The organism is Micromonospora sp. NPDC005206 (assembly GCF_040608175.1).
Classification (GTDB): domain Bacteria; phylum Actinomycetota; class Actinomycetes; order Mycobacteriales; family Micromonosporaceae; genus Micromonospora.
This window is the reverse complement of record NZ_JBEXHU010000001.1, coordinates 73,968-87,254: the sequence shown is the minus strand read 5'-3', so window position 1 is coordinate 87,254 and position 13,287 is coordinate 73,968. Positions and strand designations below refer to the sequence as shown.

Here is a 13,287-nt window from a genome sequence, read left to right as displayed (position 1 = left end):
GGCGGGTGACACAGTGTCGCGGCGGATGCGACGGATCCGGGCCGGCGTCGGAACGCCGGGCCCGGATCGGCGGGACCGGGGCGGTGCGCGATCAGTCCTGGTCGCCCTCGTAGGTGTGGAAGTCGTCGACGAAGCGGCGACGCAGCGGTGGTACCCGGCTGGTCACCCCGAAGTAGCCGCGCGCGCCGAGCAGCGCGAGCCGACCCACCACCGGGCGGTACATCCGGTCGTCGCCGTTGGTGCCGCTGCGGTTCAGCGACCCGCTGACGCGCGCGAAGCCGTACGGCACCATCGCCGCCTCGTAGTCGGCCACCGCCTGCAACAGCGTCTTGTCGCCGGCGACGGCGCGGGTGAGCTGCTGGCAGAGCAGTCGGGCGTCGCGCAGCGCGGTGTTCGCGCCCACCCCGCGACCGGGTGTCATGGTGTGGATGGCGTCGCCGAGCAGGGTGACCGTGCTGCTCTTCCACGGCGGTACCGGCTCGGACGTGGCGACCCTGATCGGCAGGGCGCTGTCCGGGTCGCCGCGGGTCAACAGCTCGCGCAGATGCGGATGCCAGTTCGGGGTGAGGTCCAGGGCTACCCGCACCAGGTCCTCGCCACGGCGCTGCATGACGTCGGCCGGTAACCGGCGGGCGGCGCTCCAGATGATCAGGTTGATGTTGTCGGTGGTGGTGTCGTGGGACAGGCCGGGCCAGTTCCGCAGCAGCGCGGCGTCGGCGTCGTCGACGCCGGGCTTGATCGCCCGTTCGGCGTCCCACTTGAACTCCATCACGTGCAGCACGCCCATCGTCCCGCCGGCGCCGAAGATCAGCGAGATGCCCTGGCGCACCCGCTCCGGGACGAGGTCGCGGGTCTGCGCGGTCAGCGGGATCCGGGTGGCGATGTTGATGGTGCCGGCGTCCCGGGTGGCCGCGTGCGGCAGGTACTGGCGGCGCACTGCCGAGTGCGTGCCGTCCGCCGCCACCAGCAGGTCGCCGGTGGCGCTGCTGCCGTCGGCGAAGTACGCGGTGACCGTCCCGTCGTCGCGCTGCTCGTACTCGACGAAGGTCTTGTCGAAGTGCACCACGTCGGTCAGGCCGGTCAACAGCACCTGGCGCAGCACCATCCGGGCCACCGAGTGCTCGGTGTGCACCGGGTCGGCGTCCGGTCGCAGCTCGAACGACGCGGTCTGGCGCAGCCGCTGGGTGACCACGTTGAAGTAGCGCGGCGGCCGGGCACAGGTGGCCAGGAAGGTGGCGAACAGCTCCGGTGGCAGGCACTCCCGCAGTGCCCGGCTACCGGTCGGACCGATACCCACCCGATAGCCGAGCAGTCCCTCGGCGCGGTGGCGGTGTCGCTCGTAGACGGCGACGCTGATCCCGGCGCGGCGCAGCCCGTGTGCCAGGCACAGCCCGCCGGTGCCGGCGCCGATGATCAGGACGTGCGGTGGCGGCGCGGACACGTCGACCGTCCGCTCAGCCGGCCGGGTGCGCCGCGGGGGCCTCGGCGGCGTCCCAGCGATAGAAGCAACCGGCGATGGCGTCCCGGGGCGAGCGCCAGGTCGGCAGGTACGGCGAGGTGTGTGCGGAGAGCCGCTCGTTGACCTGCCGGAAGAGCGGGTGGTTGCGGGCGGCGGCGAGGGGGTCCACCCGGCGGACCGGGCCGATCACCCTGTTCGACCCGTCCGGCTACCCGACCCGCTTCGGCGGGGAGGTGCCGGACTTCGCCGCCGACGGGTACGCCGACAGCCGGCAGCTGGTGCAGACCGACCGGTGGACGCATCTCGGCTTCGCCGCCACCCGGTTGGCGCTGGCCGACGCCGGGCTGCCGGAGCGGGCTCCCGACCCGTACGGCTACGCGGTGACCCTGGCCAGCTCGTCGGGGGGCAACCTGTTCGGCCAGCGGGAGCTGCAACGGCTGTGGGGCGGCCCGTCGCGCACCGTCGGGGCGTACCAGTCGATCGCCTGGTTCTACGCGGCCAGCGTCGGGCAGCTCTCCATCCACCACCAGTTCAAGGGCCCGAGCGGGGTGCTGGTCGCGGAGACCGCCGGCGGGCTGGACAGCCTGGCGCACGCCGCCCGCGCGGTGCGCCGGGGCACGCCGGTGGTGATCGCCGGTGCCACCGAGTGCCCGCTGAGCCCGTACGCGCTGGCCTGCCAGCTGCGCTCCGGACTGCTCAGCGACGTCGCGGACCCGGAGCGGGCGTACCGGCCGTTCGACGCCGCGGCCAGCGGCTACCTGCCCGCCGAGGGGGGCGCGGTGTTCGTGGTGGAGGAGCTGGGGCACGCCCTGTCCCGGGGCGCCCGGGTCTACGGCGAGGTGAGCGGTTGGGGCGCCACCCACGACGCCGCGCACACCACCGCGGACAGCGCCGGCGACCCGGCCCAGTACGCCCGGGCGATGCGGCTGGCCCTGGACCGGGCCGGCGTCGCGGCGGCCGGGATCGACGTGGTGTTGCCCGACGCGCTCGGTGTGCCCCGCTACGACCGCAGCGAGGCCGAGGCGCTGCGCGCCGTGTTCGCCGATCGGCCGCCCCCGGTCACCACCCAGAAGCCGCTGACCGGGCGGGCGTACCAGGGCGGGTCCGCGCTGGACGTGGCCACCGCCCTGCTCGCCTTCGCGCGCGACACGCTGCCCGCCTCCGCCGGCCCGGACGAGGTGGCCGACGGGTGCGAGCTGGACTTCCTCCGTGAGCACCGCCGGCCGCGCAGCCGGCTGGCGCTGGTCTGCGCGCGGGGCTTCGACGGATTCAACAGCGCGCTGGTCCTGCGCGGGGCCGCGCCGATGAGGGGAGAGACGCCATGACTGAGCAACGGGCCCGGGTGGTGTTCCTGGTGCGGGTGCCGGCGCCACGCACCGAGCAGTTCCTCGCCGCGTACGAGGCGGTCCGGCATCTGGTCGCCGGCGGGGTGCCGGGGCATCTGGTCGACCAGGTCTGCCGCTCGTCGACGGACCCGGAGCAGTGGCTGATCACCAGCGAGTGGGCGAGCCTGGCCGACTTCGAGAACTGGGAGCGCAGCCACGAGCACCGGGACCTGGTGCGCCCGATGCGGGAGTGCTTCACCGACGCCCGTTCGCTGCGCTTCCACATCCACGCCGAGACCCCCACCCCCGCCCTGGCTCCAGCGTCGCCGGGATGAGCGCGCTCGGTCCGTGGCCGCGATGGCGTGGCGCGGTGTCTGCCGCTGCGTCAACCGGCGGTGACGCCCTGGCAACATACGCGGCCGATCTTGCCGGTGGAACGGCCTGCCGGCAATCCTGCCAGCCGTCGGTTCGATCCAGCCACTTGCATCTGGCAATGCGTTCGATAGGCGTCGTAAAGTTCCTCGCAGCACCCTGACAGGTGTACGTGACGGTCTCGACGCTGGGCGGTGATCACGCGCCCGCTCGACCAGTCGCCCCGCACCACCACCGGGAAGGTGGTCCGCTCGGCTGACGCGCTGCCCTCGGCAGCCACGCAGTGAACGGCCCGCTGCACCGGGTCGACCACCCGGCCCCGACCGCCAGGCGGGCGACAGCCTGGCCGAGCGGTCGCTCAGCCCGTCAGGCTGACCTCGGCCAGATAGACGCAGGTCCGCTCCTCGTGGGAGGAGTAGTAGCTGACCCACAACAGGTCGTCGTGCCAGACCAGGCCGGGGTAGCTGGTGTCGCCGCCGGAGGGCAGCGCGATAAGTTCGGTCAGCTCGCCCCGCTCCGGGTCCACGGCACAGACCGCCGTGCGCACCTCGCCGTCGAGCAGGCGCAGCCCAGCTAGCAGCCGCCCGTCGGGCAGCCGGAGCAGTGTCGGCCCGCCGACCTGGACACCCAGGTCGATCCAGCTCCAGTCCCGGTACGGCGGGCAGGCGCGGCCGAGCTGCGCGGTGGCGGCGTCACCGTCGCGGCGCAGCAGGCAGATGGCGGTGCCGTCCGGGTCGAAGACCAGCCCCGACTCGTTGGGGTAGCCGCCCTCGAAGAGCGTCGGCGCCCATGGCTGGAGGTCGATGCCATTCCCGCTGCGGTAGAGCCGGGCGAACCGTGGCTCACTGGTGGCGTAGCCGACGCCGTACATCGCGCCGTCGTGCCAGGCCGCCCGCCACACCCAGACGCCCGGCTCGCCGACCGGGACAGGATCGCCCCAGGCGTGCCCGTCCACGGAGAGCCAGGTCACCGTCTGGAACGCCTTGGTGGTCTCGCCGGTGGCCGCCACCGCCAGCAGCTGTAGCCGCCCGTCGGGCCGCAGGACGAAGCGCGGGTCGCGCAGGTCGGTCCCGGGCTGGCGGACGACCGTCGCGGATGTCCACGACCGCCCGTCGGTGGAGGTCAGCACCCGGATCGCGCCGTCCCCGGAGAGGTGGGTCCGGGCCTCCCGGAAGACGCAGAACCAGCTCCCGGCGTACCGGACCAGGTCGGTGAAGGCGCTGTGCGGCGCGCTGTCGCCGATCCGGTGGACGGCGGTGACCTCGGCGGTGGTGCGGCGGGTGGGTGACGACGTCATGCGCGGCGGCCTCCTGGCGTGGGGGAGTGCGGGACGTTCCGGGCGCCGGCCAGTGCCCGGTCCCGCTCCGCGGGTGCCGGCGGTGCTCCGGACCCGCGCCGACCGTCCGGCCGGCCGGACGGGCCCGGAGCGGGGGGACGACGGCCGACGCTAGCCGCCCCAGCCGACGCCCGCACGGCCACGAGACGAACGCGCGACGAACTCCCCGGCCGGGTGTGGCTCGCACCGTCGGATTGATGTCGCCCGTGCGGCGGCGTCGGCGCGCTGGGGCGGGTTGATGGCGCCGGCCGGTCACGATTGCGGTGGGCCGGAGTCGTGGCGATGCGGGCCGGAGGTGGCGTCAGTGCTCAGCTCGTTCCTCCAGACCATGGCGACCAAGATGGTCGAGGAGATCCTCAAGCGACTGGTCGAGTGGCTCGCACCGAAGGCGCTGCGGTCCGTGCCGCACCGCGCCACGCCGAACTGCCCGCGCTGCGGCGGGTACGGCGTGGCCCGCTGGGCGCCTGGCGGGGTGCGGGCGGTCTTCGTGCTGTCCCTGCTGGCCTTCACGAGTACCTGCGGGCGGCCCGGCCGGTGTTCACCTGCGGTTGCGGTCAGCGGCTACGGGCGCCCGGGGCCGCCGAGGTCCAGCTGCGCTGCCCGCGCTGCGGCACCGAACACGCCACCCCGGCCCTGGCCGGCCGCTGACGTGGAGGCGATCAGCGTGCCGTCCAGGTCGAAGACGATCGCGTGCATCTGCCGCACCCCGCCGAGCTAGCCGCCGGCCGGCTCCTGCTGGGCGCGGTGGGCGGCGGCGAGCCGCTTGGGGGCGCGGGCGTACCACGCCTCGGTGATCACCTCGGTCAGCTCGGGCACGCCGATCCGGTCGAGCCGGACCAGCACCGCCGGGTAGCCCTCGAAGTGCGGGGTGGTGAAGTAGACCGACGGGTCGTCGGCGAGCAGGGCCTCCTTGACGCCGAGGTCGGGCACCCGGACGCCGAGGATCGGCCCGTCGGGCGCGGCGGTGCCGAGGGCGGCCAGGTCGGCCCGCCGCAGCGGCCTCTCCCAGACGAACGCCTTGTCCCGCACCCGCCAGGCGGGCAGCCCGTCGTACGAGGCCCGCTCGGTGGTCCCGGGCAGTGCGAGCGCGATCCGGCGGGCGTCCTCCCAGCTTGCCATGTCCACACCGTACGGGGAGTCAGCGGGCCACGGTGTGCTCGGCGAGCAGGTGGCCGAGCACGTGTCGGGCTTCGGCCGCCTTGGCCGGCTCCGGATTGTCCAGGGTGATCAGCGCCTTCCACAGCGCCCAGCCGCGCCCGCGAGCCCAGGTGGCCGCGTCGACGTCGAGCGCGTCGTGGAAGGCGGCCCTGCTCGGGCCGTGCAGCAGCGTCCAGGCGATCACGGTGTCGCAGGCGGGATCGCCGACACCACAGCAGCCGAAGTCGATGACGGCGGCCAGCCGGCCGTCGCGGACCAGCAGGTTGCCGGCCGCGACGTCGCCGTGGAACCAGACCGGCGGCCCGGCCCACGTGGCGTCGAGGGCGGCCTGCCAGATGTCGTTGACGGCGGCGACGGGTAGCTGGTCACGGTGCGTTTCGATCGCGGCCCGGGTTTCGGCGTCGTAGGTGGACAGCGGCGCGCCCCGCCAGGCGCTGTGCCGGCCGGCGGTGGGGCCGCCCGTGGCGTCGCCGCGCCGTAGGGCGCGCAGGAAGCCGGCGAGGTCGGTGGCGAATCGGGTCAGGTCGTCGATCCGCTCGGGCCGGGCGGTCCGTCCGTCGATCCATCGGTAGACCGACCACGGGTACGGGTAGCCGGCGCCCGCCCGACCGTGGGCCAGGGGGGTGGGCACCTCCAGTGGCAGCCGTTCGCCGAGCACCGGCAGCCAGCGCTGTTCCTTGGCGACCTGGAGGGCGTACCCCTCGCTGCTGGGCAGCCGCACGGTCATCGCGTCGCCCAGGTGGAAGGTGCGGTTGTCCCAGCCGTCGACCTCCACCGCGCGTACCGGCAGCTCGGCCCAGTGCGGGAACTGGTCGGCGACCAGGCGGCGGACCAGTGCCTCGTCGATCCGGCCGGCCACGGCGTCGTCGGTGTCGGGTACGTCGGGGAGGTCCTGTGCGTTCATCCGCCCGAGCCTGCGGGGACCGGACTAGGTCCGCAACCGACTTTACGCCGGACGGCTGGGGTCGGTGGCGGGTGCGGGTTGCGAAGCCCATCATCGACGTGGGCGGGCACTGGTCCGCGACCTGCTGGACCGGGTCGTCGCGGCGGGTTGCCGGACGGTGGTGGTAACAGTGGACGTCTTGGTGCGGGCGCTCGCGTTGGGCGCAGCCGAGGTGCTGGTCGGCCGCCCGCCGAGCTGCGCGCTGGCAGCCGGCGGCGGTCATAATGGGCCGCATGGTTGCCTGGGAGTACGCCCTGCTCGTCCGCCGCTATCAGGGACAGGGCCGCAATTTTCACGTCTCGTTCGTCTGGTACGCGCCGGACGGGTCGCGCAGGGACATCACCGCCTTCGGTGACACCGCCATCGCCCACCTCAATCGGGTTGGCCGGGAGGGCTGGGAACTGGTCTCCGCCGCCGAGGACGTGAACAACGTCCAGGGCAGCACCGAGGTTCACCGCTACCACCTCAAGCGCCCCCTAGCCTGAGGCGCGCCCGCCCGCCAGACCGGTGCGGGGCCGGCCGGTGTCGGCCAGGTCGGTTCCGCGAGTGCGATACCTCTAAGTCATATCGATGACTCAGAGGTATCGCACTCGTCCGAGCGAGCGCCACCGACGGCGTTACCCACCGTGATCGAGGCGGCCCGGCGCGGCGACCAGCCTGAGCGTCAGGCCAGGTCGATGGCGGGGTAGAGCGGGTGGGGGGCCAGCAGCTCGGTGGCCTGGCGGGCGATCTTGTCGGCGAGGGCCGGGTCGAGGGTGTACTTGGCCTTCGAGGGGGTGCCGTCGGCGTTGGCGCCGGCCGTGGTCTGGGTGAGCACCGTGTGCATCAGCTCCGCGGTCTGGTCCATTTCCGCGGTGCCCAGGCCCCGGGTGGTCAGAGCCGGGGTGCCGACCCGGATGCCCGAGGTGTACCACGCGCCGTTCGGGTCGTGCGGGACCGAGTTGCGGTTGGTGACGATGCCCGAGTCCAGCAGCGCCTGCTCGGCCTGCCGGCCGGTGAGCCCGTAGCCGGACACGTCGATCAGCACCAGGTGGTTGTCGGTGCCGCCGGTGACCAGCTTCGCGCCCCGGCGCAGCAGCCCCTCCGCGAGGGCCTGCGCGTTGTCCACGATCCGCTGGGCGTAGTCGGCGAAGTCGGGGCGGCGGGCCTCCGCGAGGGCGACCGCCTTGGCGGCCATCACGTGCGGCAGCGGGCCACCGAGCACCATCGGGCAGCCCCGGTCCACCTGGTCGGCCAGCTCGGGCTGGCAGAGCACCATGCCGCCACGCGGGCCGCGCAGCGACTTGTGCGTGGTGGTGGTGACGATGTGCGCGTGCGGCACCGGGTCGAAGTCGCCGGTGAACACCTTGCCCGCCACCAGGCCCGCGAAGTGCGCCATGTCGACCATGAAGGTGGCGCCGACCGAGTCGGCGATCTCCCGCAGGATCCGGAAGTTCACCTTCCGGGGGTACGCCGAGTAGCCGCCGACCAGGATCAGCGGCTTGAACTCGCGGGCCGCCTCGGCCACCCGGTCGTAGTCGATCAGGCCGGTCGCCGGGTCGGTGCCGTAGCTGCGCTGGTCGAACATCTTGCCCGAGATGTTCGGCCGGAAGCCGTGGGTGAGGTGGCCGCCGGCGTCCAGCGACATGCCGAGCATCCGCTGGTTGCCCAGCTCGCGGCGCAGCGCGAACCAGTCGGCCTCGGTGAGGTCGTTGACCTGACGCACCTGCGCCTTCTTCAGCGCGGGGGACTCCACCCGGTCGGCCAGCACCGCCCAGAACGCGACCAGGTTGGCGTCGATGCCCGAGTGCGGCTGCACGTAGGCGTGCGCCGCGCCGAACAGCTCGCGGGCGTGCTCGGCGGCGAGCGCCTCGACGGTGTCGACGTTCTGGCAACCGGCGTAGAAGCGGCGCCCGACGGTGCCCTCGGCGTACTTGTCGCTGAACCAGTTGCCCATCGCGAGCAGGGTCGCCGGGGAGGCGTAGTTCTCGCTGGCGATGAGCTTGAGAGACTCCCGCTGATCGGTCAGCTCGGCGCCGATGGCGTCGGCCACCCGCGGCTCGACAGCCCGGATCACCTCAAGGGCACTCCGGAATGCGGTGGACTCGGCGTTGCGCGACATGCGACCTCCTACAGACGTGCGGAAGGCCCAGGCGCTCGGCAAACGTCCTCGTGACGGGGCCGCTCCCCGATGGTTCTCCATCCCCACGCGCCAGTAACGGCCCGCGCCGATCCTACCGGGCCGGCCCGGGCCCGCCCGGCCGACCTCCGGACGCGACCGCCGGGGTGGTTGGTCGAGCACCGCTCAAGCGGTCACGGCATCGATCGCCTTCTTGATCGCCTTCGGCTCGCCGGGCGAACGCGGCGCGTCCGCGCGCAGCGCGATCATCTTCTCGCCGATCTCCTGGAGCTGCTTACGGCCGAGCTGCTCGCGCACCTTGGGGAACCACTCCTGCTCCTCCTCCTCGACGTGGTGCGTCACGTTCTCGATCAGCACCGTCGTCTTGGGGTTGAAGCGCTCGTCGTCGGCGTCCATGCTGGCCAGCTCGAAGCAGAGCAGGTCGGCGACGTGGTGCTCCTCGTACGACTCGAGGATGTCGTCCTCCAGGTCGGGCAGGAGCCGGCGGATCTCCGGGTACATCACCTCGTTCTCCAGGTAGGTGTGCACCGTCAGAGCCTCCAGGATCTGGCCCACCAGCTTCTGCCGCTGGCTCGCCGGCCCCTCCTCGGCATCCTGGAAGGCCTTGAACAGGCGGCGCATCTCCTTGTGGTCCTCTTTGAGCAGGACGATTCCTTGTGGTCCTCTTTGAGCAGGACGATGGCATCGGTCGACACCGGCATGACCTCCCTGGATCTCGTCTGGTGTCGATCCCGTACCCGAGGGATGAACTGCGGAAACAGGGTTACCCTGAACGGGTGGGGCCCGGCGCCGAAGCGCCGGGCCCCACACTGGTCGTACCGTTGGTCAGCGGACCACGCCGTACGCGCTCACCATGCCCGCGCCGTAGAAGCCGTTCCGCGCCCCGCCGGAGCAGGTCGCGTCGTAGACGGCACCCAGCAGCGGGACCGGGTTGTAGACACCCGCGGGGCAGCTCTGCGCCCGAGCCGTGCGCTCCAGGAACGACGCCAGCTGGCCCGGGGACATGTCCGGGTGGGCCGAGGCCGCCAGCGCCGCGACGCCGGCGACGTGCGGGCCGGACATCGAGGTGCCCTGCTTGTAGCCCCAGCCGTTGGTCCGCGTCGCCGTGTTGAAGGTGGTGGACAGGATGCCGTCGGTCAGCGTCGACTGGGCACCCTGGGTGCGGAACCGGGTGTCACCACCCGGAGCGGTGACGTCCACGACACCCTGGCCGTACGAGGAGTAGTAGCTCTTTTCCCCGGTCGGGCCCACCGCCGAGACGGTCACCACGCCCGGCGCCTCGGCCGGCAGGTCGAGGCAGGCGCTGTTGATGTCGCGCACCTCGGGCGTCCCGTTGTTCGGGCTGCCCGCGTCGACCGTCTTGTGGGCCAGATCGACGTTGGAGTTGCCCGCGGACGCGACGTTGAGCACGCCCTTGCTGTGCGAATAGCGGATGGCACGCTGCACGGCCTGCCACACCGGTCGCTGGCGCGCGTCGTTGCGGCAGTTGAACTCCCACGGGTCGATGTAGTAGCTGTTGTTCGTGACCTTCATGCCGTGCTCGGCGGCCCAGAGGAAGCCGCAGACCGCCGCCTCGGGGTAGATGAAGCCGTCGTTGTTGACCACCTTGACGGCGGCCACCTTGACGCCTGGGGCGACGCCGGTGACGCCGACGCCGTTGATGGCGGCGGCGATGGTGCCCGCCACGTGGGTGCCGTGATCGGATGTGGTCGGGTTCCAGGCCGCCTCGGTGGTGTCGACGACGCCGCCAAGGCAGGACGTGCTCTTGTCCTTGGCGATCTGGCTGGCCAGGTCGGGGTGACTGGAGGAGATGCCGCTGTCCAGCACGCCCACCACTACGTCCGCGCTTCCGGTGGTGACGGCGTGGGCCTGCGGGACGCCGATCATCGGCATGTCCCACTGCTGGCCGAACAGGGGCTCGGCGGTCGGGTCACCGGTGGCGCTGGCGAGGTCGGCGGCGGAGACCTCCACGGTCTCGCCCTCGTCGAGAGCGGTGCCGAGCCCGGTGGTCGCGGCCACCGACTCGACCCCGGCTCCCGCCACCTCGGTGGCGAAGTCGGGGTTGCTGGAGCGGGCGACGAGCACACCGATCTGCTCGTAGCTGGCCATCACGGTGCCCTTGGCGGCGGCCACCCGGGCAGCGGCCCTGTCGTTCGCCGCGCCCTGCGGGGCGAGAACCAGGAACGTCGTGTCCGGGCCGGCGGCCGTGGCCGGCGCCTGTGCGCCGGTGACGGCGAGACCGACCCCGAGCGTCACCGCGGACGCGGCGGCCAGTGTCTTGTTGCGGAGGTTTTTCACGCGGACTCCCAGGAGCGGGGACCAACCGGTGCGCTCCCGGGCGGGGAGTGACCGGCCGAGGGCGGGCGGGATGCCCGTCTCTGGTAGTCGAGCGCGGACGGTCGGTGTGGCGTTACACACACCCCGGCAGGTGGGACGAAAGGTGTCAGACCGTGGCCAGCGTGCGGGGGATCTCGTCGAGCAGTTCCCGGGCCAGGAAGCCGATCCGGCCGTACCGGGGGATCAGCCGCTGGCCGCTCACCGCGTGCGCGAACGACGCCCAGCAGGCGGCCTGGGCCGGCTCGGCGCCCCGGGAGAGTAGCCCGGCCAGTAGCCCGGCGAGCACGTCCCCGCTGCCCGAGGTGCCCAGCCCGGCGTCGCCGCTCTCCTCGCGCCAGCGCCGCCCGTCCGGGGTGGCCACGTGGCCGTAGAGCGAGACGACCGCCTCGTACCGGACGGCCAGCTCGGCCGCCTCGGCGTCCAGGTCGTCGCCCGGGTCGCGGCCGAGCAGGTGCCCGGCCTCGGTGACGTTCGGGGTCAGCACCGCCGGTCGCCCCGAGCCGACCAGCAGGCCCGGCTCGTGGCTGAGTGCGCCCAGGGCGTACGCGTCGAGCACCAGCGGGGTGCGCGGCCCCGCCGCGTCCAGGACCGGGTGCAGCAGCTCGCGCGTCTCGTCGATCCCTTTCAGCCCCGGCCCGAGGGCCACCACGTCGGCATGACCGATCAACTCGCCGAGCTGGCCGTCCCGGTCCGCGGCGACCGCGCCGGTCGGGGTCTCCGGCAGCCCGATCACCAGCGCCTCGGGCACCTGGACGCTCAGCGTGGCAGCGGTGGACTCGGCGGCGGTGAGCTGGAGAACCCCCGCGCCGGCGCGCAACGCGGCGACCCCGGCGAGCAGCACCGCCCCGGGGGTGAAACGGGAGCCGCCGACCACCAGCACGGTGCCCCGGCTCTCCTTGCCGCCGGTCGGGACCGGCAGCTCCCAGTTCCGCAGCAGCCCCGGCGTGATCACCTTCACCTCAGACCGGCTCGGCATGGACCTCGTCCTCCCTGGTCGGCCGGGCGCCCTGCCGGCGTAGGTGGCCCACCTCGTTGAACCCGGCCAGCGCCAGCCGGCCGTCGGTGTCGACCGACCAGTGGGTGATCGAGCAGTTGGCGATCACGTGTTCGCGGGTCAGCGCCATCAGTTCCGGCTCGGTCAGCCCCTCCACCAGGAAGCGCAGCAGGAAGACCAGTGCGTCGTGGCCGAAGAGCAGCACCCGCTGGTCGGCATGGTCCCGGCGCAGGTCGCCGAGGAGCGTCCGCAGCCGCAGCGCCACGTCGGTCCAGGATTCCCCGCCGGGCGGCCGGTAGTAGAACTTGCCCAGCCGGGCGCGGCGGTCGGCCTCGTCCGGGAACCGCCGGCGCACCCCGTGCCCGGTCAGCCCGTCGAGGATGCCCAGCTCCCGGTCGCGCAGCCGCTCGTCCCGGCTGAGCGGCACCCCGGTGCCGTGCAGTGCCAGTTCGGCGGTGGAGACCGCGCGCAGGTACGGCGAGACCACCGCCACGTCCGGGCGCCGGTCCGCGGGCAGCCCGGCCAGCCAGCGGCCGGTGGCCCGGGCCTGCTCCTGGCCGGTGGGGGAGAGCGGCACGTCGGCGTCCCGGTGGGTGAGCCCGATCAGGTCGGCACCGGAGGACTCGGCCTCGCTTGCCGCCACGTTCGCGGTGCTCTCGCCATGTCGGATGATCCACAAGGTTGCCAATTCGGCCATGCGGCACCCCCTACCCGGCCCGGCTGCCGGGTAACCGCGCCACCGGCGCAGGTCGGGGGTCGGGCGTGAACGCCACTCGGTTGGGTAAGCGTGGGCTTCAACGCGAGCCGACAGGGGAGGTGCGCCGTGGCGACGATGGTCAAGGAGCAGATCAGCCCGGTGAAGGACAAGAACTACGACTTGATCCGGGCGTTGCAGATGTCACTGGAGAACGTGTACCGGATGGACACGTACATCGCCGACGCCGAGCAGCATGGCGACAGTGAACTGGCCAACTGGTTCCGCCTGATCCAGGAAAACAGCCGCAAGGCGGGTGAGCAGGGCAAGCAGATGCTGATGTCCCGGATGCAGCAGGAGAAGCGCTGACCGCGGCGAATGTCGCCCGGGTGCGGGCGGATGCCGGTCGATGACCGGCATCCGCCGCGCTGACCCCCGACGGCACATCGACCCACGTCCAGGCGATCCCCTCGATGCCGCGCGGTCCGGTCCGGTTCGGGACAGCGCCGCAGGAGGTCGATGGGGCACAATGTCCGTCCGGGACGGCCGG

At 72.9% G+C, this 13,287-nt stretch carries 13 protein-coding genes, 2 pseudogenes and 1 riboswitch; of the genes and pseudogenes, 5 read left to right on the top strand and 10 right to left on the bottom strand.

From position 1 onward, the window contains the following. Positions 1–91: 91 nt before the first annotated feature. Positions 92–1,441, bottom strand: coding sequence for an NAD(P)/FAD-dependent oxidoreductase (locus tag ABZU69_RS00415; protein WP_354962249.1), 1,350 nt, complete (start codon positions 1,439–1,441; stop codon positions 92–94). A 13-nt stretch (positions 1,442–1,454) separates the two neighbouring features. After that, positions 1,455–1,628 (bottom strand): annotated as a pseudogene (locus ABZU69_RS00410) (TcmI family type II polyketide cyclase); the annotation flags it as partial. Between ABZU69_RS00410 and ABZU69_RS00405 the strand changes: the two are divergent. Together ABZU69_RS00405 and ABZU69_RS00400 are read left to right on the top strand one after the other, a co-directional pair. Beyond that, positions 1,618–2,784: pseudogene (locus ABZU69_RS00405) on the top strand (beta-ketoacyl synthase N-terminal-like domain-containing protein); the annotation flags it as partial. The pseudogenes ABZU69_RS00410 and ABZU69_RS00405 overlap by 11 nt on opposite strands. After that, the gene (locus ABZU69_RS00400) at positions 2,781–3,119 is read left to right on the top strand and encodes an antibiotic biosynthesis monooxygenase family protein (protein ID WP_354962248.1); all 339 of its coding nucleotides are present in this window, start codon (positions 2,781–2,783) and stop codon (positions 3,117–3,119) included. The pseudogene ABZU69_RS00405 and the gene ABZU69_RS00400, both read left to right, overlap by 4 nt. A gap of 395 nt (positions 3,120–3,514) precedes the next feature. Here ABZU69_RS00400 and ABZU69_RS00395 read toward each other — a convergent pair whose 3' ends face one another. Further along, a complete protein-coding gene (locus tag ABZU69_RS00395) occupies positions 3,515–4,453 on the bottom strand; it encodes a sialidase family protein (RefSeq protein ID WP_354962247.1) in 939 nt (312 codons plus the stop codon). Positions 4,454–4,796: 343 nt separating this feature from the next. On the opposite strand from ABZU69_RS00395, the gene ABZU69_RS00390 reads away from it, so the two are divergent. Continuing rightward, positions 4,797–5,210, top strand: coding sequence for a hypothetical protein (locus tag ABZU69_RS00390; protein ID WP_354962246.1), 414 nt, complete (start codon positions 4,797–4,799; stop codon positions 5,208–5,210). Here ABZU69_RS00390 and ABZU69_RS00385 read toward each other — a convergent pair. Continuing rightward, the gene (locus tag ABZU69_RS00385) at positions 5,207–5,611 is read right to left on the bottom strand and encodes an MmcQ/YjbR family DNA-binding protein (RefSeq protein WP_354962245.1); all 405 of its coding nucleotides are present in this window, start codon (positions 5,609–5,611) and stop codon (positions 5,207–5,209) included. The genes ABZU69_RS00390 and ABZU69_RS00385 overlap by 4 nt on opposite strands. 19 nt (positions 5,612–5,630) lie before the next feature. Continuing rightward, positions 5,631–6,554: an aminoglycoside phosphotransferase family protein gene (locus ABZU69_RS00380; RefSeq protein ID WP_354962244.1), complete on the bottom strand. Its 924-nt coding sequence runs from the start codon at positions 6,552–6,554 to the stop codon at positions 5,631–5,633. Between the two features lie 263 nt (positions 6,555–6,817). Between ABZU69_RS00380 and ABZU69_RS00375 the strand changes: the two genes are divergently transcribed. Next, entirely contained in the window at positions 6,818–7,078 is a 261-nt protein-coding gene (locus ABZU69_RS00375) for a hypothetical protein (RefSeq protein WP_089020799.1), read from the top strand. Between the two features lie 179 nt (positions 7,079–7,257). Here ABZU69_RS00375 and ABZU69_RS00370 read toward each other — a convergent pair whose 3' ends face one another. The 5 genes from ABZU69_RS00370 to ABZU69_RS00350 form a co-directional block, all read right to left on the bottom strand. Further along, on the bottom strand, positions 7,258–8,694 hold the full coding sequence (locus tag ABZU69_RS00370; protein WP_354962243.1) for a glycine hydroxymethyltransferase: 1,437 nt from the start codon (positions 8,692–8,694) through the stop codon (positions 7,258–7,260). Positions 8,695–8,712: 18 nt separating this feature from the next. Next, positions 8,713–8,802: riboswitch (ZMP/ZTP riboswitch) on the bottom strand. Positions 8,803–8,877: 75 nt separating this feature from the next. Continuing rightward, positions 8,878–9,363: a hemerythrin domain-containing protein gene (locus ABZU69_RS00365; protein ID WP_354962579.1), complete on the bottom strand. Its 486-nt coding sequence runs from the start codon at positions 9,361–9,363 to the stop codon at positions 8,878–8,880. A gap of 174 nt (positions 9,364–9,537) precedes the next feature. Beyond that, positions 9,538–11,010 carry a S8 family serine peptidase gene (locus ABZU69_RS00360; protein WP_354962242.1) on the bottom strand — a complete coding sequence of 491 codons (1,473 nt, stop codon included), beginning with the start codon at positions 11,008–11,010 and terminating at the stop codon, positions 9,538–9,540. Positions 11,011–11,155: 145 nt separating this feature from the next. Beyond that, the gene (locus ABZU69_RS00355) at positions 11,156–12,025 is read right to left on the bottom strand and encodes an NAD(P)H-hydrate dehydratase (protein WP_354962241.1); all 870 of its coding nucleotides are present in this window, start codon (positions 12,023–12,025) and stop codon (positions 11,156–11,158) included. Beyond that, complete coding sequence (locus ABZU69_RS00350; RefSeq protein WP_354962240.1) at positions 12,009–12,740, bottom strand: histidine phosphatase family protein; 732 nt, start codon at positions 12,738–12,740, stop codon at positions 12,009–12,011. The genes ABZU69_RS00355 and ABZU69_RS00350 overlap by 17 nt, the downstream gene beginning before the upstream one ends. Positions 12,741–12,875: 135 nt before the next feature. Between ABZU69_RS00350 and ABZU69_RS00345 the strand changes: the two genes are divergently transcribed. Further along, positions 12,876–13,106 carry a hypothetical protein gene (locus ABZU69_RS00345; protein ID WP_354962578.1) on the top strand — a complete coding sequence of 77 codons (231 nt, stop codon included), beginning with the start codon at positions 12,876–12,878 and terminating at the stop codon, positions 13,104–13,106. Positions 13,107–13,287: the final 181 nt, after the last annotated feature.

Coding starts and splice junctions, on each gene's coding strand:
- ABZU69_RS00400 (WP_354962248.1), top strand. CDS start 2,781: ATGACTGAGCAACGGGCCCGGGTGGTGTTCCTGGTGCGGGTGCCGGCG.
- ABZU69_RS00395 (WP_354962247.1), bottom strand. CDS start 4,453: ATGACGTCGTCACCCACCCGCCGCACCACCGCCGAGGTCACCGCCGTC.
- ABZU69_RS00385 (WP_354962245.1), bottom strand. CDS start 5,611: ATGGCAAGCTGGGAGGACGCCCGCCGGATCGCGCTCGCACTGCCCGGG.
- ABZU69_RS00380 (WP_354962244.1), bottom strand. CDS start 6,554: ATGAACGCACAGGACCTCCCCGACGTACCCGACACCGACGACGCCGTG.
- ABZU69_RS00375 (WP_089020799.1), top strand. CDS start 6,818: ATGGGCCGCATGGTTGCCTGGGAGTACGCCCTGCTCGTCCGCCGCTAT.
- ABZU69_RS00370 (WP_354962243.1), bottom strand. CDS start 8,694: ATGTCGCGCAACGCCGAGTCCACCGCATTCCGGAGTGCCCTTGAGGTG.
- ABZU69_RS00355 (WP_354962241.1), bottom strand. CDS start 12,025: ATGCCGAGCCGGTCTGAGGTGAAGGTGATCACGCCGGGGCTGCTGCGG.
- ABZU69_RS00350 (WP_354962240.1), bottom strand. CDS start 12,740: ATGGCCGAATTGGCAACCTTGTGGATCATCCGACATGGCGAGAGCACC.
- ABZU69_RS00345 (WP_354962578.1), top strand. CDS start 12,876: ATGGTCAAGGAGCAGATCAGCCCGGTGAAGGACAAGAACTACGACTTG.